The sequence below is a fragment of the Paenibacillus sp. VCA1 genome (genome assembly GCF_031583795.1).
Classification (GTDB): Bacteria; Bacillota; Bacilli; order Paenibacillales; family Paenibacillaceae; genus Paenibacillus_AQ; species Paenibacillus_AQ albilobatus.
Window position 1 is genome coordinate 136,074 of record NZ_JAVLSX010000014.1, and the last position, 20,685, is coordinate 156,758.

The 20,685-nt window shown below is 54.0% G+C and carries 22 protein-coding genes and 1 rRNA gene; 21 read left to right on the plus strand and 2 right to left on the minus strand.

Annotated elements, in window-relative coordinates:
* Positions 1-83 precede the first annotated feature (83 nt).
* Genes RJP21_RS26200 through RJP21_RS26210 form a run of 3 tightly spaced genes read left to right on the plus strand, consistent with a single transcriptional unit; the run spans position 84 to position 4,152 of the window.
* Positions 84-761 (plus strand): DUF6483 family protein, encoded by a 678-nt coding sequence (locus tag RJP21_RS26200; protein WP_310861893.1) that lies wholly within the window; start codon positions 84-86, stop codon positions 759-761.
* A gap of 11 nt (positions 762-772) precedes the next feature.
* Positions 773-1,954, plus strand: coding sequence for a class I SAM-dependent methyltransferase (locus tag RJP21_RS26205; protein ID WP_310861894.1), 1,182 nt, complete (start codon positions 773-775; stop codon positions 1,952-1,954).
* 50 nt (positions 1,955-2,004) lie between these two features.
* Positions 2,005-4,152, plus strand: coding sequence for an O-antigen ligase family protein (locus RJP21_RS26210; RefSeq protein WP_310861895.1), 2,148 nt, complete (start codon positions 2,005-2,007; stop codon positions 4,150-4,152).
* A 96-nt stretch (positions 4,153-4,248) separates the two neighbouring features.
* On the opposite strand, the gene RJP21_RS26215 is transcribed toward RJP21_RS26210, so the two are convergent.
* Positions 4,249-4,560: a dehydrogenase gene (locus RJP21_RS26215; protein ID WP_160044493.1), complete on the minus strand. Its 312-nt coding sequence runs from the start codon at positions 4,558-4,560 to the stop codon at positions 4,249-4,251.
* A gap of 155 nt (positions 4,561-4,715) precedes the next feature.
* Between RJP21_RS26215 and uptA the strand changes: the two genes are divergently transcribed.
* The 16 genes from uptA (at position 4,716) to RJP21_RS26295 (ending at position 18,421) form a co-directional block, all read left to right on the plus strand.
* Positions 4,716-5,330, plus strand: a complete 615-nt coding sequence (gene uptA / locus RJP21_RS26220) for an undecaprenyl phosphate transporter UptA (protein ID WP_310861896.1) — start codon at positions 4,716-4,718, stop codon at positions 5,328-5,330.
* Positions 5,331-5,897 (plus strand): thioredoxin family protein, encoded by a 567-nt coding sequence (locus RJP21_RS26225; protein WP_212958724.1) that lies wholly within the window; start codon positions 5,331-5,333, stop codon positions 5,895-5,897. It begins immediately after the preceding gene.
* A gap of 5 nt (positions 5,898-5,902) precedes the next feature.
* The gene (locus RJP21_RS26230; RefSeq protein ID WP_160044490.1) at positions 5,903-6,529 is read left to right on the plus strand and encodes an MBL fold metallo-hydrolase; all 627 of its coding nucleotides are present in this window, start codon (positions 5,903-5,905) and stop codon (positions 6,527-6,529) included.
* Between the two features lie 441 nt (positions 6,530-6,970).
* A complete protein-coding gene (locus tag RJP21_RS26235) occupies positions 6,971-7,354 on the plus strand; it encodes an ATPase (RefSeq protein ID WP_310861897.1) in 384 nt (127 codons plus the stop codon).
* A 237-nt stretch (positions 7,355-7,591) separates the two neighbouring features.
* The gene (locus RJP21_RS26240; RefSeq protein ID WP_310861898.1) at positions 7,592-8,188 is read left to right on the plus strand and encodes a TetR/AcrR family transcriptional regulator; all 597 of its coding nucleotides are present in this window, start codon (positions 7,592-7,594) and stop codon (positions 8,186-8,188) included.
* A 7-nt stretch (positions 8,189-8,195) separates the two neighbouring features.
* The gene (locus RJP21_RS26245; RefSeq protein ID WP_310861899.1) at positions 8,196-8,624 is read left to right on the plus strand and encodes a DMT family transporter; all 429 of its coding nucleotides are present in this window, start codon (positions 8,196-8,198) and stop codon (positions 8,622-8,624) included.
* A 34-nt stretch (positions 8,625-8,658) separates the two neighbouring features.
* Positions 8,659-9,057, plus strand: a complete 399-nt coding sequence (locus tag RJP21_RS26250) for a DUF5360 family protein (RefSeq protein ID WP_310861914.1) — start codon at positions 8,659-8,661, stop codon at positions 9,055-9,057.
* A 194-nt stretch (positions 9,058-9,251) separates the two neighbouring features.
* The gene (gatC, locus tag RJP21_RS26255; RefSeq protein ID WP_310861900.1) at positions 9,252-9,539 is read left to right on the plus strand and encodes an Asp-tRNA(Asn)/Glu-tRNA(Gln) amidotransferase subunit GatC; all 288 of its coding nucleotides are present in this window, start codon (positions 9,252-9,254) and stop codon (positions 9,537-9,539) included.
* A 32-nt stretch (positions 9,540-9,571) separates the two neighbouring features.
* Positions 9,572-11,029, plus strand: coding sequence for an Asp-tRNA(Asn)/Glu-tRNA(Gln) amidotransferase subunit GatA (gatA, locus tag RJP21_RS26260; RefSeq protein ID WP_310861901.1), 1,458 nt, complete (start codon positions 9,572-9,574; stop codon positions 11,027-11,029).
* Between the two features lie 27 nt (positions 11,030-11,056).
* On the plus strand, positions 11,057-12,496 hold the full coding sequence (gene gatB / locus RJP21_RS26265) for an Asp-tRNA(Asn)/Glu-tRNA(Gln) amidotransferase subunit GatB (protein ID WP_310861902.1): 1,440 nt from the start codon (positions 11,057-11,059) through the stop codon (positions 12,494-12,496).
* A gap of 120 nt (positions 12,497-12,616) precedes the next feature.
* Positions 12,617-13,087 (plus strand): GNAT family N-acetyltransferase, encoded by a 471-nt coding sequence (locus tag RJP21_RS26270; protein ID WP_310861903.1) that lies wholly within the window; start codon positions 12,617-12,619, stop codon positions 13,085-13,087.
* Positions 13,088-13,147: 60 nt separating this feature from the next.
* Positions 13,148-13,861 (plus strand): MgtC/SapB family protein, encoded by a 714-nt coding sequence (locus tag RJP21_RS26275; RefSeq protein ID WP_310861904.1) that lies wholly within the window; start codon positions 13,148-13,150, stop codon positions 13,859-13,861.
* 186 nt (positions 13,862-14,047) lie between these two features.
* A complete protein-coding gene (locus tag RJP21_RS26280) occupies positions 14,048-14,695 on the plus strand; it encodes a hypothetical protein (protein WP_310861905.1) in 648 nt (215 codons plus the stop codon).
* Between the two features lie 22 nt (positions 14,696-14,717).
* Positions 14,718-15,986: a DUF4097 family beta strand repeat-containing protein gene (locus tag RJP21_RS26285; protein ID WP_310861906.1), complete on the plus strand. Its 1,269-nt coding sequence runs from the start codon at positions 14,718-14,720 to the stop codon at positions 15,984-15,986.
* 175 nt (positions 15,987-16,161) lie between these two features.
* Entirely contained in the window at positions 16,162-16,587 is a 426-nt protein-coding gene (locus RJP21_RS26290; protein ID WP_160044481.1) for a Fur family transcriptional regulator, read from the plus strand.
* A 121-nt stretch (positions 16,588-16,708) separates the two neighbouring features.
* The gene (locus tag RJP21_RS26295) at positions 16,709-18,421 is read left to right on the plus strand and encodes a glycosyl hydrolase family 18 protein (RefSeq protein ID WP_310861907.1); all 1,713 of its coding nucleotides are present in this window, start codon (positions 16,709-16,711) and stop codon (positions 18,419-18,421) included.
* 180 nt (positions 18,422-18,601) lie between these two features.
* Here RJP21_RS26295 and RJP21_RS26300 read toward each other — a convergent pair whose 3' ends face one another.
* Positions 18,602-19,006, minus strand: a complete 405-nt coding sequence (locus tag RJP21_RS26300; RefSeq protein WP_160044479.1) for a YgzB family protein — start codon at positions 19,004-19,006, stop codon at positions 18,602-18,604.
* A 120-nt stretch (positions 19,007-19,126) separates the two neighbouring features.
* On the opposite strand from RJP21_RS26300, the gene RJP21_RS26305 reads away from it, so the two are divergent.
* Positions 19,127-20,005, plus strand: a complete 879-nt coding sequence (locus RJP21_RS26305; RefSeq protein ID WP_310861908.1) for a nucleotidyltransferase-like protein — start codon at positions 19,127-19,129, stop codon at positions 20,003-20,005.
* Between the two features lie 555 nt (positions 20,006-20,560).
* Positions 20,561-20,685, plus strand: a 16S ribosomal RNA gene (locus RJP21_RS26310); the annotation flags it as partial.

The following is a 20,685-nucleotide window of genomic DNA, read 5'->3' on the forward strand; positions in this document are numbered from 1 at the left end:
TGATTCCGGCACGGACAGGCAGCAAAAGGAAATTTTCGCGAGCGCCTATATCGAATTTATTTTGGAAAGGGTTGAGGGGCATTATGTTCAGGAAAGACTATTTGCTGCAGATGGTGGAAGACATGGTTGAAATGGTTGGCAAAGTATTCGGTCTCAAACAGCAGAAAAAATATATCGAGGCTTTATGGGAAATCGACGACTTGCTGAGCAAAAACTTCCGTCTGAATTCGAAGCTTTTGAATTCCCTGTCCGTTGAGGATATCATAGAGATGTTTCGCTTGGGCGGCGGCATCGAAGCCGATAAACTGCAAACCGTAGCCAGGCTCCTTCAGGAAGAAGGCGGCGTTTACATGGATATGGATCGACAGGATGAAGGGTTGACCCGCCTGATGAAATCGCTGCACCTGTATCTCTATGCCGATCTTCACGGGGCGGACCATACGATGCTGAAGCTGCCGGAACGCGTGGCCGAGCTGAAGGAACAGGTTAAAGGCTACAGGCTTCCGGCCACAACGGACAAGCTGCTGTTTGGCTATGAAGAGGAGCAGGGACGTTACGCCGAAGCGGAAAACGCGCTGTACCGGCTGCTTAGTCAACAGGAGCTGACCGAAGAGGAAGGCCATGCCTTCTATCAAAGACTTTTGGCGCGAAGCGACGAGGAGCTTGAAGCAGGCGGACTTCCCCGGGAAGAGGTGCGGGAAGGCGCGGAAGAACTGCGGCGGACGATCAAAAAGCTTCATGTTGAAAATACGGGAAAGTGAGATGTACTCTCTTGGAATCTTTACGCAAACTCATCCATGACATTACGGAAGAAACGACATTGATTACGGCGACGCTGAGCCAGCTGCGCAAACGCGAGGGCGCGACCTTCACGAAGGTGCAGATCAAGCCGGTCGAGCTGAAGAAGAAGATACATTACCAGTTCGCATACGTTCATCCGAACAAGGTCGTCCATCAAAACATCCCCGCGGAAGAGGCTGAGGAAGCGATCATGCGGCTGTTCGAGCAAACGTTCCGGCAAGGGATGATTTGCACGCCGGATGCGGACTATCAGATTTTGGTCAGCAAAAAATACAAGGTGTCGATCCTGACCAAATCTCCGACCAAAACGACGGCCGACCTCGCGCATAACCGCAAAAAAAAGTATGTGCTGGAAGAGGGCCATCCGATTTCGTTCCTGGTCGAACTGGGTATAATGAATGACCAAGGGAAGGTTTTGGCCCGAAAATACGATAAGTTCAAACAGATCAACCGTTTTCTGGAGATGGTGGAGGACGTGCTTCCGGCGCTGCCTGAGGGACGCCCGCTGACGATCGTGGACTTCGGCTGCGGCAAGTCGTATTTGACCTTTGCGCTCTATCACTACTTGTCGATCCAGGAACGGCGGCCGCTGAAAATCATCGGTTTGGATTTGAAGGCGGACGTCATCGAGCACTGCAACCAGCTTGCGGACAGGCTGCATTACAGCAACCTGCGGTTTTTGGTCGGAGATATCGCCGACTACGACGAGCTGGAGCAGGTGGATATGGTGGTGACGCTCCATGCCTGCGATACCGCGACGGACGCGGCCTTGGAGAAGGCGGTCCGCTGGGACGCTTCGGTCATCCTTTCGGTGCCGTGCTGCCAGCATGAATTGTTTAACCAGATCGACAACGAGGTCATGGAGCCGCTGTTTTCCCACGGCATCCTGAAGGAGCGTTTCTCGGCGCTGGCAACCGACGGCATCCGGGCCAAGCTGCTTGACATTCTCGGGTACAAAACGCAGCTGCTCGAATTCATCGACCTGGAGCATACGCCGAAAAACATTTTGATCCGGGCGGTCAAAAGTCAAGCTTCCGACAAGGAGCAGCTATGGCGCGAATATACGGCGTTCCGCGACTTCCTCCAAGCCCGGCCGTATTTGGAAAAAGCGTGCGCGGATCTGCTGCCAGGCGCGAAGGACAATTCGAAGTAACGCTGTCGTTACCCCATCGGGGCTTCAGGAAAAGGAATAGGAGGCAGAACGTGAAACGCTCTGTTCAAGGCGTGGGAGAAGCGGCGCTGATGGCGGTGCTGCTTATATCTTGTCTGAATTCCGGCTTTTATTTTACGGCGGATTTATATCCGGCCTGGATGCTGTACGGCCTGCTGCTGTTTTTTGGGGGCGCTGCAGCGCTGATCCGGCATGCGGCGGCATCCGGAAATGAAAGGGTCGGGTCGGCAAGTTTCGGTTCCGTCTCCGAAACCCTATGGATCCTAAGCCCGTTTATATTGATGACTGTATATGCCTTTCACTGGCTGCTGGGGCCATTGTCCGTTCACGGGACGGTGAACCAGCTGCTGCGGTGGGGGTTTTACGGTCTTTTTGCCGTTTCCGCAGCTGCCGTCGCCCGCCGCAAGGGAGGGCAGCGGGTTCTGGCGGCGGCCTGGCATGCGGCAGGCGCGCTCCTGTGCGGTTCGGCGCTGTTGGCGATTTGCGGCGTACTGCCGCTGCCGCATGCGGTCGTGTTCAGCTCGAACGCCGGCATCAGCGCCAGCGGAGCCAGACTGGCCGGCCTTGTGGAATATCCGAACACGTTCGGCATGCTTATGGCCGCCTTCCTGCTGGAGCGGCTGTTTGCGCTGCTCCGGCATGAGCCCGGAGCAGGGGAGGCCCGGCTGCTGCGGGCTGCGCTCCCGCTGCTGCCGTACGCCGCCGCGCTCCTCCTGAGCGAGTCGCGCGGCGCGTGGCTTGCGGCCGGCGCGGCCCTGGCCGCCGGCCTTGCCCTGCAGCGGCGGCGCAGCCTCGCGCCGCTGCTGCTTGCGGCCGCGGCTTTCGCGGGCGCGGCCTTGCTGTACCGCCAGCTGGCAGCCGCCGCGCTGGCGGTACGGCCCGTCCCCGGCCTGCTCGCGCTGGCCGGGGTTTGGGCCGGCAGCATGCTTGCCGGCCTGGGGGGTTGCCGCCTCGCGCGCAGCGGGGCGGCTTCCCGCCGCCGCCTGGCCTGGGCGGCAGGCGGCATCCTCGCGGCCGCAGGTGCGGCCGCGGTGTTGCTGACGGCGCAGGAGCGCATCGTCCGAAACTTCGGCACCGTCACGGCGCGCGGGGCGATGTACCGCGACGCGTGGCGGCTGTTTGGACAGGCGCCCTGGTTCGGGCAGGGCGGGGAGACCTGGCGGTTTTCGTACCGCGCCGTGCAGTCGAATCCTTATGTCGGCAGCCAGGTTCACAGCGGTTACCTGGACATGCTGCTGAACACGGGCATCCTTGGCACATCCGTTTTGCTCCTGATGCTCGCGGCTGCCGGAGGAATCCTCTTTCGCCGCCGGCGCGAGCTGTTGCCGGCTTACGCCGTTTTCGCGCTGCATGGCGCCGTCGATCTTGACTTCAGTTTCGGACTGGTCTGGCTGCTGATGTTTTTGTTGGCTGCACGGGGGCTTTCCGATCAAACGGCGAAAGCCGACGGGGTTCTGGCACCAAGAGAGGAAGAAGGGGAACAATCCTACGAAAGGGCGGGGAAAGCAGCGGAAGGTTCGCGGCGCCGATCGCAGCTTGCCCGGTTCAGATATCGCCTTTCGGCGCTCGGCACGGCATCGCTTCTGCTGCTTTGGCTTGGCCTCACCGGGGGAGGCGTTTGGCTCGCCTTCCGCGGAGAAATGGGCCACCGGCTGCATGAGCAGGCGATGACCGAAACCTCGCAAGTCCAAGCCGCCGCGCTTCTGCGCTCCTCGCTGGAATGGAATCCGGCCGATGCCGGGACGGCGCTGGAACTGGCGCGCAGGCTGCCTCCCCGAGATGCGGAGACGGTGCTTAAGCGGAGCTTGTCCTATTCGCCCGGACACCCCGGTCTGCTGTTCGCCCTTGCTGACAATGCCGTCCGGCGAGGGGATGCCTATGCCGCCGCCTTTTGGACAGAGGCCGGCTTTCAAAGGGACAAATACAACGCGGGCGAGCAGACCAAAAGCCTGGAGGGCCTGTTCCGGCTGGCCCGGCGCAAGCTGGCGTCAGGCAGCGTGACGGAAGCCCGCCGGACCGTTGCCGCCGGGCTTGCGCTGTACGACGAATATGTCCGCCGGGCCGCAGACTCTAGCCGGGCCCAGGTCCGGAATGACCGGGAGTTCGGTCTGACCCGCGAAGCTCGCATATGGGGCCGCGAGCTTGCCCGGCTCGAACGATCCCTCCCCGTTTCGGAATAAATGCACGGGACCGGCTGCGGAAACTTCGGCCGCCGGATCGAAACCCCGACGCTCGGCACCGTCTCTTCTTGGCTGAATTTTTACGGAACCGGCCGTTCAGCCGCCGAAAGCTTCGCGGAAGGCTTTTCCGAGATGCTCTTCGTCCACCTTCCAAAGCGCGGCCAACTCGCCGCGGACCGCTTCGTCCCACCAATCGCACAGCAGCTTCCGGTTGCTGCGGTTTTCGTGGATCCAGATCAGGTTGCCGATCACCTTGCGGTAATAGAGCGCTTCGCCTTCGCGGAGGGCGTCATCCGGGACGTATACTTTCAGCCGCTTGACCGTCCGGTACAGCTCTTTGCTGCAGGCTCTGCGGATGCCGCGGGCCGAAGGCAGCGGAGCGTCTTTTTTCTGAGAAATCGGCGGCATGTGACCTACCTCCTTTTATTCCCCACCATATGCCGGAGAAGCGGGCAAAGACACCTTTCCGGCGCAATTGGGCGCAAGTAGAAGTCATGTCCGCTACTATGCTAGAATAGATTTGGATAGGGACTTCAAAGTACATATAGAAGAGAGGGGCCACAGTGCATTTTATTTCGGATATCGTCAGCCAATTGTTTCATTGGATTCAAAGTCTGGGTTATTTCGGCATCATGCTGGGCTTAATGATTGAAGTCATACCGAGCGAGATCGTGCTTGCTTACGGCGGCTTTTTGGTATCCTCGGGTCATATCAGCTTTATCGGAGCCGTGCTGTTCGGTATTGTCGGCGGCGTCATCGCGCAGCTGTTCGTGTACTGGATCGGGCGTTACGGCGGCAGACCGGTGCTCGAGAAATACGGGAAATATATTTTTATTCATAAAAAACATATCGACGCTGCAGAGCAGTGGTTCAACAAATACGGCACAGGCGTCATTTTTACGGCTCGGTTTATTCCGGTAGTGCGTCATGCCATCTCGATTCCGGCCGGGATTTCCAAGATGAACGTATGGCGTTTTATTCTGCTGACGACGCTGGCAATCATTCCGTGGTCGGTGCTGTTCGTTTATCTCGGGTATGTCCTCGGAGATCAGTGGGAGCACGTGAATGAAAAAGCAGGGCCGTACGTGACGCCGATTTTGCTCGTTGCGCTTGCGCTGTTAATCGTGTATTTTGTTATCAAAATGGTGAAGTCGAGATCCAGAAAGGGGACAAAGTAAATGACAGTCAATTTGGCGGACAAGCTGAATACCGGGCTTTCCCCGCAGCAATTCATTGACGGCATGCAGAAGAACCGGGAGGAATTCCAGTCGGGTTATGAGGCGTTCTCGTGGGAAAACGACGGCGACCGCGAATTTTTCGAAAACCTGCGATCCCGTGACGATTTGCGCGTGTTGATTTTAGCTGCGGATTGGTGCGGAGACGTCGTGCGCAACGTGCCTGTCGTGTTCCGGGCGCTTGAAGCGGCGGACATCCCGACCCAAGTGCTTATTCTCGAAGAAAACTTCGACGTGATGGACCAGTTTTTGACGATGGGGGGACGAAGCGTGCCTGTCGTCATTTTTACGGATACGGACGGAAACGTCCTGGGCAAATGGGGGCCGCGGCCCGCGCATGTGCAGCAGATCATGGTACGGTTCAAGCAGCAGAACCCGGACCGGGAGGCGCCCGATTACCAGGAAAAAATGGCCGAGTGCCGCAAAGAGCTTATCGCAGCTTACGGGGAAGGAACCGATCATCATGCGGTCGTTATCAAGGAACTGCGTGAACTGATCTCGGGGTTTTAGGCGAAATGCTGAACATTCAAACCTTTTGCCTCGGACCGCTGCAAACGAACGCTTACCTGCTGACAGGAGAAGATCCCGGCCGCGCCGTGATCATCGATCCGGGAATGAACCCCGGCGCCCTCATCAAAAAAATCGAACCGCTCGAAATCGAAGCGATCCTGTTGACTCATGCGCATTTCGACCACATGGGCGGGGTGGATGAAATCCGGAAGCTTAAAAACTGTCCGGTGTACCTGCATGATCTGGAAGCCGATTGGCTTGAAAATCCGAAGCTGAACGGGTCGCTGAATTGGCCGCAGGTGTCGCCGCCGCTTTCAACCGCTCCAGCCGAATTCGGTCTGGACGAAGGGCAAAAGCTGGAGCTGATCGGCCATACCTTTACGGTGTATCATACGCCGGGGCATTCGCCGGGAAGCGTGAGCTTTTTATGCGGGGACGATCTTTTTTCAGGGGATGTGCTGTTCAAGCTTGGCGTCGGAAGAACGGATTTGTACGGGGGACGGGAACGGGATCTGCTCGATTCCATCCGGAACAAGCTCTTTACTTTTAAAGACGAAGTCAAAGTCTATCCGGGCCACGGACCGAAAACGACTATCGGATACGAGCGCGCCCATAACCCGTATGTGTCATAAACCTATCCGGAGGTCATTTTCTCGACAGAAATCGAGAAAAACGGCTGGACAAACGGTAACACTCTTGATACAATGATGTTAATTTAATGTTACATTTACATTCGCGAAGCACGCAAGCTGTGGATTTATCCCGGTTTGCGTTCTTTTTTTGCAGTGTATATAATTTGATCTATCAGTAGTGTTTTCTGATAGATTTCCGGGAGAAACTTCTGATAACCGGGATAAAGCGCTATAAATGAGGCTCGGCGTACAGATGTTGTTCGCGGTTTTTCGGCTTTAAATTCAGCTATTTGCCATTTTTTTGGCCGACATTTTGTGCGAATGGCCCGGGTTTTTTTGAAATTAGGCCTTTTGCTTCGAATTCGGGCGGGTTCCGAGTAGACAGGCTCACTTTTTTTTAGTAGACTATACAAACAATGATAGACATCTAGGAGGTAGACGATGCTGCAACTTGGGGAAAAGATTGTGATCGTCGCGGACGCCTTTGAGCAGAACCTTCCTATAGGGGAATACGGTTATCTGATTGCTTATGACCGGAACCCGGACAACGCGTTTGATTATGTGATCCGGGTGCCTAAGATTAACCGAAACTTTTTCGTGCCATCGGGTGATGTGCAGCCGGAAGAGCTGCTCATTCAGCATGAAGTGGAGATGACCACGCGGGAAGCGCTGATCGATTACGCCCTTGCGACATATAACGAGAAGCTGTTTCATCAGATTATGAACGGCGAGCTCGATCAGGAAGAAGAAGAAGAGGAATCGGCGCCAGAGGTGCTTTCGCAGGCGGAATTCATCAAGCAAGTGAATTTGCGGGCCTGGATTTAGAAGAGTCGGCTACATGCCGGCTCTTTTTTGTGTATATGGTTTACTAAACCTTCACACTGGCCGTTCGGCGGGGGATCCGAACTGTAGGTTGAAAATGCCCGGATACCGGATACGGATGCATGCCGCTATGAAAATAGCGAAGCTTTGTTTTTTTATATGAAACGCGGTATACTTTTTTGGTACTAAAAATAATAAAATGGTTTTATTGTTACCGAAAATGAATGCGGGAGGTTGTTCATGAAAGAGAAATTGCAGCAGGCCGCGCTTACGCTGCTGAATCGCAAAGGCTTCAAATTTACGATGGGGGATCTCGCATCCGAGCTTGGAATCAGCAAACGAACCATTTATGAGCATTTCGCATCAAAGGAAGAACTGATCGGCGCGATCGTGGACGAAGCGATCCACGAAGTGCTGCAAACCCAGCGCGACATCTATGGGCGTCCGGATTGGAGCGCCGCGCGGAAACTAAAAGCCATATTGTCGATCGTGCCCAGCGGACTACGGCTTGCCGATGCGCGGGTGCTTGAAGAGATGCGTCGCCACGCTCCGCAGGAATGGGTCAAGGTCGATCGTTTATTGGAGGAGGAATGGGGCACCGTTGAAGCCTTGCTCCAGGAAGGCATCGCGTCGGGGGAACTGCGTCCCGTGGACATTCCGTCGGTCGTTCAGTGCATGCGCGGAGCGTCGTTTGCCGTTTTTGACCCGGATTTCCTCGTGAACGCGAAGGTGTCCCTCGTCGGCGCCGTTGATGCGATGGTCGATACGCTGTTATTTGGCATTGTTTCGCAAGGGGACGGAAAGAGCAATATAGCCGAATCTTCGGAAGGGATGTGATGAAGGCATGTCATGGGTTTATTTGATTTTTGCGATTGCGCTGGAGGTCGGGGGAACCGTCTCGATGAAGATGTCCAACGGCTTTACCAAAATCGTACCGTCCATACTGATGATCGTGCTGTACATATTAGCCTTTTCCAGCTTGAACCTGGCTCTAAAGCAGGTGCCTGTCAGCGTCGCCTATGCCATATGGTCCGGAATCGGCACGGCAGCCATTGCCGTTATCGGGTACATGTATTTCCATGAATCGATGACGCTGGTCAAAGCCGTTTCGATTGCCTTAATCATCCTGGGCGTCATCGGGCTGAATTTGGGAGATCGAGCCCATGGAGCCCGCTCGTCGGGAGAGCCTTCGGACATTTCGGAGAAAAAAATCCAAACGGAGCTTGCGGCGGGCATTTCCGAGCTGGCGGACGAACGGGGAAAGGGGATCTGATCCAATGAACGTTTCCCATCGAAAAGAGCCCTCCATGCACGCATTGAAATGGTTTTTTCTGTTGACGGATATTTCGTTTATTCTATATTTCGGCGCGACGGCACTGGGCCTCATCCCTCCCGAATGGGCTTATTCCGATTATAGGAACCCGATTTTGATCGCTTGGAACTGGTCGTTTTTTCCGCTCGACATGCTGGTGTCGGCAACCGGATTGACGGCGCTGTATTTGTACCGCAAGCCATCGCCGGCCTGGAAATCGGCGGCCTTGATTTCGCTCGTATTGACGTTTTGCTCCGGGATGATGGGCATTTCCTATTGGGCGATCCGCTGCGAATTTGATCCCGCATGGTGGATTCCGAATCTGTTCCTTATGATATACCCCATGTTTTTTATCCCTAAGTTTTGGAAAAACACGTTTGCTATACGGGTTTGAAGAGCTTGGCAAAGAGCCTGCAAAGGCTGCGCGGACCGGAGCGGAGGCCTGCCGGGGAATCCGGCGGAGCGCCCGGTTTTTCCGGCGGGAGCCAAGCTCCGCATTGAATTGTCTTTGGTTCTACAATATAATTAGAAACGTTATCCGAGGCTTTAATCCTTTAATATAAGAAGGAATAAGGAGGAATCCGATTTATGAGCATCACCAATCAGGACGTTCGGCACGTGGCCAAGCTTGCCCGCCTCAATTTGAGCGCGGAAGAAGAGCAGATGTTCACGGAACAGCTGAACGCTATTTTACAATATGCGGAAAAATTGAATGAACTCGATACGGACGGGGTTGAACCGACGACCCACGTGCTGCCTGTCAGCAATGTCATGCGCGAGGACGTGAAACGCGAAAGCTTGCCGATCGAAAAGGTCATGCTGAACGCGCCGGACGAAGAAGACGGACAGTTCAAAGTTCCGGCCGTGCTCGAATAGAACGTTTCATTACGAAAGGAGGAAGAGGCAACTTGAGCCTGATCAATCAAAATTTGAAAGAAATACATAGCAAGCTTCATCAAAAGGAGCTTTCTGTGCTGGAGCTGGTGGAAGAAACGTTCCGCACCATATCGGAACGGGATGAACGGATCGGCGCGTATTTGACTTTAAACGAAGAGGGCGCGAAAAATACGGCCCGCCGTCTGGACGACAAATTGGCGTCGGGAGAGGAGCGCGGCCTTCTTTTCGGGCTGCCTGCCGGCATCAAGGACAACATCGTGACGGAAGGCATCCGCACGACCTGCGCGAGCCAATTCCTGTCGAATTTCAATCCGGTATATGACGCGACCGTCGTGCGCAAGCTGCGGGAAGCCGACGCCGTCACGATCGGAAAATTAAACATGGACGAATTTGCGATGGGCGGTTCGAACGAAAACTCGAGTTTCCATCCGGTACGCAATCCATGGGATCTTGAACGCGTTCCGGGCGGTTCCAGCGGCGGCTCGGCGGCATCCGTCGCCGCGGGCGAGGCCTATTTTGCGCTTGGTACGGACACCGGCGGCTCCATCCGCCAGCCGGCCTCCTATTGCGGCGTTGTCGGCCTGAAGCCGACGTACGGGCTCGTGTCCCGTTTCGGCCTGGTCGCTTTTGCTTCTTCGCTCGACCAGATCGGTCCGGTCACGAAAAACGTCGAAGACGCTGCCTATGTCCTGCAGGCGATTGCCGGTTACGACAATATGGATTCGACTTCGGCCAACGTCGACATTCCGGATTATTTGAGCGCACTCACGGGTGACGTCAAAGGGCTGCGCATCGCCGTTCCGAAGGAATATATGGGAGAAGGCGTCGACGCGGGCGTGAAGCAGCAGGTCCAGGCTGCGCTGAAACTGCTTGAAGGCATGGGCGCGGTCGTCGAGGAAGTATCCCTTCCGCATACCGAATATGCGGTTGCCGCTTATTATTTGCTGGCTTCCTCCGAAGCTTCTTCCAACCTGGCCCGTTTCGACGGCGTCCGTTACGGCGTGCGGGCCGGACAATCCGGCAACCTGCTGGATCTGTACCTCGAATCCCGCAGCGAAGGCTTCGGTCCCGAAGTCAAGCGCCGGATCATGCTGGGCACCTACGCGCTGAGCTCCGGTTATTACGATGCGTTTTATCTGAAGGCGCAGAAGGCGCGTACGTTGATCAAACGCGATTTCGACCAGGTGTTCGAGCAATATGACGTGATCATCGGGCCGACGGCTCCGACGCCGGCGTTTAAGCTGGGCGCTCAGGTGGACAATCCGCTCACGATGTATCTGAACGATATTTTGACCATTCCGGTGAGCCTTGCCGGCGTACCGGCGATCAGCGTTCCTTGCGGTTTTTCCGAGGGGCTGCCGGTCGGCCTGCAAATCATCGGCAAACCGTTTGACGAAAGCACGGTGCTGCGCGTGGCGGGAGCTTTCGAGCAAAACACCGAACATCATAAACAGCGGCCTAACCTGTAAATCGGCTTAAAAGGAGGGAACCCAAACATGCCATCTTCAAAATACGAAACTGTCATCGGACTCGAGGTCCACGTCGAGCTGAAGACCGAGTCCAAAATTTTTTGCGGCTGTTCGACCGAATTCGGCGCTCCGCCCAACACGCACACGTGCCCGATCTGCTTGGGCCATCCCGGCGTGCTGCCGGTGCTTAACAAGCAGGCGGTAGAATACGCGATCAAAGCGGCGATGGCGCTCAATTGCGAAATCGCGGACGTAAGCAAATTCGACCGGAAAAACTATTTTTACCCGGATTCGCCGAAGGCTTATCAAATTTCCCAATACGATCAGCCGGTCGGACAAAACGGTTGGATCGACATCGAAGTCGACGGCACAACGAAACGGATCGGCATTACCCGCCTCCATTTGGAGGAAGACGCGGGCAAGCTGACGCATATCGACGGAGGGTATGCTTCGCTGGTGGACTTTAACCGCGTCGGCACGCCGCTCGTGGAAATCGTGTCGGAACCGGAAATTTCTTCGCCGGAAGAGGCCCGCGCTTATTTGGAGAAGCTGCGCGCCATCATGCAATACTGCGAAGTATCCGACGTCAAAATGGAAGAGGGTTCGATGCGCTGCGACGCGAACATCAGCATCCGTCCTTATGGGCAAAAGGAATTCGGCACGCGTGCCGAGCTGAAAAACATGAACTCCTTCCGCGGCGTGCAAAGAGGTCTCGAATACGAGGAATACCGCCAAGCGGAAATTTTGGACGAAGGCGGAACCGTCGTGCAGGAAACCCGGCGCTGGGACGAAGCGCAGGGCAAAACGTTTACGATGCGCGGCAAGGAAGAAGCTCATGATTACCGCTATTTCCCGGACCCGGATCTGGTGAAGGTATACATTGACGAAGAATGGAAAAACCGCATCCGCGAATCGATTCCGGAGCTGCCGGACGCACGCAAGGCGCGTTATACCAATGAATACGGTCTGCCTAGCTACGATGCCGAGGTGATCACCTCCTCGAAGCCGATCGCGGATCTGTTCGAAGACAGCCTGAAATACACGAAAGACGCGAAATCCGTTTCCAACTGGATTATGGGCGAGCTGCTCGGCTATCTTAACGCCAACAACCTGGAATTTTCCGAAGTGAAAATGACGGGCCAAGGTTTGGGCGAAATGATCGGCCTGATCGACAAAGGCACGATCAGCACGAAAATCGCCAAAACCGTCTTTAAGGAAATGCTCGAAAGCGGCAAGCTTCCGCAGCAAATCGTCGAGGAAAAAGGACTCGTCCAGATCAGCGACGAAGGCGCCATCAAATCGATCGTCGAGCAGGTGGTCGCCGCGAATCCGCAATCCGTCGAGGATTATCGAGCGGGCAAGCAGAAAGCGATCGGCTTCCTGGTCGGCCAAGTCATGAAGGAGAGCCGCGGGAAAGCGAATCCGGCGATCGTCAACAAATTGCTGGAAGAAGTGCTCAAGCAGTAAGAGGAACGGGTCTTGGGGCTTGTCCGCCGGACAAGCCCTTTTTTGTTAGGCGAATCTTTTTCGCCTGTTCATTTGTTCTTTTTTTGACTTGCGGCGTATAGCCTGAAAAGGGGGATCCCTGTGATAACCAAGCTTTCATTGCAGGACGGGGACATGGTGGACCAAATTTGGAGGCTGCAGCACATTGCTTACCGGCTGGAGGCCGAAAAAATCGGGTTTTACGATATTCCGCCGCTGCTCGATACCCATGAAACGCTGCGGAACTGCGGCGAAACGTTTTACGGCTGCTTGGACGAGGAAGGGGAACTGCTTGGCGCGGTGGCGACGAAACAGGAAACGCCGGGATCGCTGACGTTGATGCGCATGATGGTCCATCCGGGCCATTTTCGCAAAGGCATCGCGGGGAGCCTCATCCGGCATGTGTTTGAAAGCCATCCGAACGTTCCGCTGTTTATCGTATCGACCGGCGCCAAAAATGAACCTGCGGTCGCGTTATACCTCAAATACGGTTTTGTGCCTTACGAGACGTTTGAAGTGGCCCCGGGCGTGGAGCTTACGACCTTCCATAAGCGGGCGGACATATCGATTTAAATGATCCTTCCTATGGCAGCGCAATTGCATTCATAGGGAGAAATGGGGAGAGATTGGCTTTTGACGGATCCATGGTATATAGATAACGTGCATATCCTGCTGCGCCTGCTGTTGTCTGTGCTTTTGGGCGGGCTTGTCGGTTTGGAACGGGAACGCTCCAACCATGCAGCCGGCCTTCGGACTCATATCCTTGTATGCATGGGATCGACGCTCATTATCATGTTGTCCATTTACGGTTTTTCCGAATTCGTGCACGAGGTCAACATCCGGATCGATCCTGCGAGATTGGCCTCGGCCGTCATTACGGGGGTCGGCTTTTTGGGGGCCGGAACGATTTTGTTTACCGGGAAATCGATTACGGGCCTAACCACGGCCGCGTCGATATGGGTCGTTGCCGCCGTCGGGCTCGCTGTAGGCGCGGGTTTTTACTTTGCCTCCGTGGCGGCGACGTTTCTTATTTTGCTGACGCTGGTCGTGTTCAACAAGCTGGAGCAGCGGTACATCCGCAGCAGCAAGCTCCATTTGATATCGGTTTGCGCCATTTCTGCTCCGGGGCTGCTCGAATCCATATCCGACCTGCTGGAGGAAGAGGAGATTACCGTGAAAAAAGCGGTCGTCAACGAGCGAAGCAACGTGCCGTACGGCGAGCTTCAGCCGCCTTCAACCACGGTCGAAATCGCTTTGAACGCGCTCAGCAAACGGGCATTCGATCCGCTGGAGCTCGCTTCCCGGATTCGCAGAATTGACGGGGTATCCACGGTCTCCATTGATTAAATACGTACCGAAAACTCCCTTCCCAAAAGGGAGTTTTTGCTTATTTCAGGGCGCACATCCAGATATTTACCTGTTATTGTGCCGGTTATATAGGGTAGTATCATCTATATAGAATATAGGGTAGGCTTTTTTTGCTTAAAAATGCTTGAAGATCATAGAACAACCTAAGCGGGAAGGAGCGGGAACATGCACAGCGTTAAACATACCGGCGGTTCGGACAAAGAAGCGGCAAAAGGACACCGCATGCGTAATAAAAAGAAAACCGTTGTCCGCTCCCGGCGCCTGTTCTCCCGCAAACGCAAATTTATGGCCGGATTGCTGGCTGCCGTTTGCCCGGGTCTCGGCCATATCTATCTCGGGCTGTACCGTAAGGGCATTGCCTTTATTTTTACGCTGCTTTTGGACGCTTCGGCGCTTTTGTATTTCTCGTCCATCGGGATGCAGATCAACGTACCGCTGCTTATTTTGCTGGCGCTCGTTATTCCGGTGACTTATTTTTACAACGTGTACGACGTGCTGCAATCGGCGGATTACGTCATCCTGCACAGGGTCCGCAATTCGGGGCAAGAAGTTCGGGAGGCTTCACCGTACCGGAATCCGTTTACCGTCGAACGAAGCTCGTTTTTTGGAATCATGCTGATCGCGGGCGGTGCGCTTATGTTTCTTTTTTACCAAAAGCCGCGGTGGCTGAAGATCTACTTGGAGGATTACGGTAAAGTCGTGGTTGCGGCGCTCCTGGTGGCTGCGGGCTTGTGGGCAGGGTGCCGGGAAATATGGATTTTGCGAAAACAACGCGGCTCCCAAAACCCGGATCGGGAAAAGAGCGGTCATTAAGGCGAGCGAACGGAGGGATATCATGAACCGGAAACGGCGCATGCGCGTCGGAAGATTCACGGCTGTCCTGCTGCTGATCGCGACGGGCGCGCTTCTTTTTGACGATGCCCTTTATGGCACCGATCACTTGCTGCTGCTGTTGAAATGGTGGCCGCTCATCATCGTGCTGTGGGGGCTTGAATATATCATATTGCATCTGATATCGCGGCATGCTAAAGGAGCGGGCCGGCGATTCCAGCTGGATCTGCGAGGGGTGACGCTGGCGGTGGTCTTGTCGGCATCCGTGTTTATCGTGGCGGAGCAAAAGCATTACTTGCATCTCTGGAACAAGGTGAGCCTGAATCTCGCCGCGGCCGGCGTTGACTACAGTGAAGCGGAAGGGAACAACGTCGGAAAAGATTTGCTGGCAGTACCCGTGACGCTGAAGACGCAAAACATCAACGTCGAAAACATTAACGGGGATATTATCGTCCAGCGCGGGCCGGTGGCGGACATCGGGGTTCAGGCGGAGATCTGGGTGGATCAGATTACGGGCCCGGAAGCCGAAGCGATTGGACGAGAATCTTCGCTTGATGTCAGCGGCGACAGCACCATTACCATTCAAACCAAAGGGAAAGCGTACGGACAATCCGGCAAAAGGCAGCCGCGCATGAATCTGACGATTACGCTGCCGGAGGACCGGCGTTTCGACCTGTCGCTGCGGACGATGAACGGAAGCATCCGCTTGCAGCATGTCGAGGCGATCAAGCAAATTTCGATGGAGACGGCCAGCGGCGATCTTTATCTGAATCAAGTGACCGGGAACGTAAAGGGCAGCACGATGAACGGAAAGGCCAACGCTTACCATGTCCTGGGCTCCGTCGATTTAAGCACCAATCAAGGCAGCATGCAGGTGGTGGACGTTTCCGATGCCGTGACCCTTACGACGCAGGTGGGCAATTTGTCGGTACGGAAATCGCTTGGGGCTATTGATGTCCGAACGAAAAACGGGAATATCGACGTGGACGGAATCCGTTCCGGTTTGAAGGCGGAATCGCTGAACGGCGGCATTACGGCACGTTCCGGCGTCGTCGGAGGCGATTGGGACATTTACAGCGCCGTAGGGGAGCTTACCCTTGCGCTGCCCGAAGCGGGGAGCTACGAAATCGACGGCAGCATCAGCTACGGCGATATCCATAACCAGTTTCCGGAGTTCACCGTGGATAAAAAGAACATTACGGGCACCATCGGCCTGGGGGAACATAAAGTCCATATCGAAGGCAACAGCGATCTGAGCGTGAATAAATATTGAGAGGGCGCATATCGTTTATTCCAAGTTCTTTCAGGGAGGGCCCCTTCGTTGACAAAGTCGAAACGATGAACGTACAATAAAGTTATAAATATGCTTTGAATGCTCAATTGAAAATTGATTTCGTTAACATTCGAGAATATTAGAATTCTGTTTAATTTATAAGGCGGTGGGTAAGATGTCAACGCGAGTCGAGCATGCATTGGAACAACTGAAATCGAATGGTGTTCGGATTACGCCCCAGCGTCATGCGATATTGGCTTACCTCATGGAGTCCATGAGCCATCCAACAGCGGATGAAATTTATCGTGCGCTGGAACCTAAATTTCCGAGCATGAGCGTAGCAACCGTATATAATAATTTGAAAATGCTGATCGAAGCCGGTATGGTTCATGAGCTGACCTATGGAGATAATTCAAGCCGTTTTGATGCGAACGTATCGGATCACTTTCACGTGATTTGCCAGAAATGCGGAAAAATCGAAGATTTCAGTTACCCGTCCCTGGAGGACGTGGAGCATACTGCTGAGAAAAGCACCGGCTTTCAGATCCAAGGATTGCGCATGGAGCTGTACGGGATTTGCAGCAGTTGCAAAAATAAGTAAAGCATCCGTTTCATGCTTCCTGCTTTCGATAAAACGTGCGGATTCCTGCAATGGATCCCACGTTTTTTTAGTTAACAATCTTTTCGGCAATACGAATCTTTAGATTACGGAGGATCAGCCTTTGAGTAGAAGTAGACGTAAACGCCGTCCCACGGCGAAAAGGCGGTTTGCCATTTTTCTCGGATTATGCCTGATAGCAGCCGGAGCTTATGTGACCGTTACCGAGGTGCTTCCGAATCCGCTGCATGAAAAGCCGGACTGGAAAGGGATGGACAAGCCCATATTCGTTCAGGGCAAATTGCTCGACGAACCTGCCGAGGGTTCGGGCGAACAGCTGAAGCTGCCGCTCTCGGTGCTGCAGGAAACGGTAGACCCTAATATACGCTATGAAAAAGGATCGCAGTCGCTGATCTTGACGACCCCCGCCAAGGTGATGCATTTGCAGACGGGGGAAAAGGATGCGCAGCTGAATAATAAGCAGGTACAGCTCCGTTTTGCGCCGGAGGAGAAAAAGGGCTTGCTCTACATGCCGATTCAACCGCTGAAAGAGCTGTACAGCGTCACCGTTCATGAGGACCGGAACACGGGCGCGGTGCTGCTTCTGAGAGCCGGGGATACGGTGCAGATGGGCAAAGTCGCTGGCAATGGAGATTCCAAAACGGCGCTTCGGAAGGGGCCGTCCAAACATGAACGGATTTTGGCGGACATGCCTGGGGGTACATCCCTGCGGATTTGGGGATCCGAGGCTTCATGGTATTTCGTGCAGATGGATAACGGATATGCCGGTTACGTGCCAAAGTCCAAGGTAAAGCTCGGCGAAAAGAAAACGGTCGAAGCCGTTCCCGAAAAGCCTACGCAAGCCGAACGGAACTGGGAAGGCAAACCGGTAAACCTGGCCTGGGAGGCCGTTTATCAGAAAAAGCCCGACCCGTCCGTCATCGATCAATTGACCGGGGTCAATGTCGTCAGCCCGACCTGGTTCAGCATCATCGACGGGGAGGGCAACGTCCGCAGCAATGCAGACACCGCCTACGTGCAAAAAGCCCATGCCCGCGGCATGGAAGTATGGGGGCTGCTCAACAACAGCTTTGACCCCGATATTACTTCGGAAGCGATGGCCACCTACGAGACCAGATTAAACGCCATCAACCAGATCCTTGAATTCGCCAAGATGTATCATTTGGACGGCATCAATCTGGATTTCGAAAACGTCAAAACGAAAGACGGGGAAAACGTGTCCCAATTCGTTCGCGAATTGAAACCGCTGGCCCGGGCGAAGGGTTTGGTCGTGTCGGTGGACGTTACCCCGAAGTCGGGGAGCGAAATGTGGTCGCGTTTTTTGGATCGGCGTTCGCTTGGGGAAACGGCAGACTTTATTATTTTGATGGCCTATGACGAGCACTGGGCATCCAGTCCGAAAGCCGGATCGGTGTCATCTCTGCCATGGGCCGAGTCGGCGGTCCGCAAAATTCTCGAGGAGGACGAGGTGCCGCCCGAAAAATTGATTTTGGCGGTCCCGCTGTACACGCGGATCTGGTCGGAAGAAGCGAAGGACGGTAAAACGAAAGTTTCCTCCAAGGCGGTAGGAATGAAAACCGTAAATGAAATCATCGCGGAGAAGAAGCTGAAACCGCAGTATCTGGAGGACGTGAAGCAGAACTACGTCGAATACACGGAAGACGGCGTAGTGAAAAAAATATGGATTGAAGACAAAACGTCGCTCGCCGAAAGGGTGAAGCTGGCTAAGGAGCTTCATCTCGCCGGCGTCGCGGCATGGACCCGCAGCTTCGGTACCGATGAAGCCTGGGATGTGCTCCAAAATATTTCAAAGTAATGCATGCTGCACTTATAAGTGATTCGAAAATTTTCGTGAGTCATTGTATTGTTTCTTTTTGATCCTTGAATTTCTTATAGTTGAGATCCGCTAGAGATATTCCGTATTGAACGCAAAGAACCGGCCATCCGTTAAGGGTGGCCGGTTCTTTGTTTTTTAGCACTCGGAAGCGAAAGGCGCTTAATGATGATGGACGGCTGATGAAGGGCTGCCTTGCGTTTCTTTGTGTTTTTGAAGTTCTTCCAGCTCGTCGTCCGTAATGTCCGCCAGGTTGATGTCGGTCGTCATGATGGTTCGGCAGAACATGCAGCGGTCCGTTTTTCCGAGCATTTTCGTCGGTTTGTGACATTCCGGGCATTCGATCGTTTTTACGCTCGTGGAAAGCATCCCGGCCCAAAAATAAATCCCCAGGCTGCCCATCATGGCGATCAGGCCGATGATGAGACCGATCGCCGCCACGATTTTTCCGGCTTGTCCCCAGAAGACGATCCCTGCCGTGCCCAGCACCATCAGCATCATGCCGATGATCGTCAGCAGCAGTCCCCAGGTACGGAAAGCAACGATTTTTGCTGTTTTGAAGATCATGGATCATTGGCTCCTATCATCGATTTAGTTGTATTCAAAAAGAGGAACTGACATGGAACATGTAGAAGTATATTATAACTGAATTGGCTGCTTTTCGCCAAGGAATGCATGGAGGGAGACATGGATTTGTCCAATTTGTCTTTTTTTTATGGAGAGTCTTTTGATACCGATGCCATCGGCATGATTATATATCGTCAAGAAGCCCACAAATTCGACGGATCTTTGCTTCACGACTTCGATTATATCGTCCTCATCGTTCGCGAAGGCCAGGAGGCGGAGCTGGTGGTCGAGCATACGCTCGTAGGAGGACTGCCGTGCCAGACGCTGCATGTTTCGGCCGAATCCCTTCAGAGCTGGCTGATAACAGGGGACAAAGGAGACTTGATTCGCTGTTTCGTGGAAGGGGAGCTTGTTAGAGATGACGGCGGCAAGCTGGCCCGGCTGCGCCATGAATATGCGGCGTTCGATCAGCCGCTGCGGGACCGGCAAATGCTGTACGAATTTTCGCGGTTCCTCAGTATTTACGTCGAAGCAAAGCGTTATTTGCAAGCAGGTTACGTCATCGATGCTTATCAATCCGTGCTGGATTCGCTCAAGCATTGGGCGAGGATCGAACTCATCGAACGCGGGGTGCTGCCGAACCAGGCTGTATGGGAACAAGTCAAAGAATTGAACACGGCGATCCACAAGTTGTACGAGGAATTGACCCAGAGCACGGAAACGATTCGGCAGCGGGTAGAACTGGTGCTTCTGGCCTGCGAATTCTCCGTGATGTCCAAGATGGCCGAGTGCTCGGTCCTGCTGTTCCGCGTTTTGGGAAGCAGAACTCAGCCGTGGAGCATTGAGGAATTGATACATCATCCGGATTTGCGCATCGTGAAAAATGAGCTGCCGCTTGTCATGCGCAAGCTGGTCAACCGGTCCCTGGTAAAAGAAACGGCAGCATGGTCCGACGATTCGGGATCGGACAGCCCGGGGATTCGTTATTCGACGGAATAATGCTCTGAACATCGATTATTATTAAGTAATTACTTTGGTGCGTTCATTTTGAGGGAGAAAAGCTCTCCCTCTTTGTTTATGCATGGAAAAGACGCATCGGGGAAAGTTATAAGCAGTATTTGCGTTTTTTGACTTAGAGGTTGACTCATTAATGTTTTATGTGTTAAATTATAACTCGCCCCATGAAACCTCGGGTTATTAATAACGAGGATTCGACAAGCGCAAACATCGGCTGAAAAAAAGATCGAAAAAAGTGCTTGACGAAATGATGGGCGACATGATATATTATAAAAGTCGCCGCTGAGATGCAGCGATGAGCGAAATAAGAGAATTTGATCTTTGAAAACTGAACAACGAGTGAGATTAGACCTTGCTTGCAAGGTCGACAGCGAAGCAAAATCGATTCAAGTCTTTTGATTGAATGATTTGCGGAGCAATGAGGTTTCGGCGACGAAACCGAAACGTGAGATTGTCGGGTTCATGACAACTGTCTGAATCGATAATCGAGCAAACTTGAGAATTATTTCTCGTCAGATTCAAAATGAGTCACAAACTTTCTTGGAGAGTTTGATCCTGGCTCAGGACGAACGCTGGCGGCGTGCCTAATACATGCAAGTCGAGCGGACCTTAGCGATCTTCGGATCGCTCTTGGTTAGCGGCGGACGGGTGAGTAACACGTA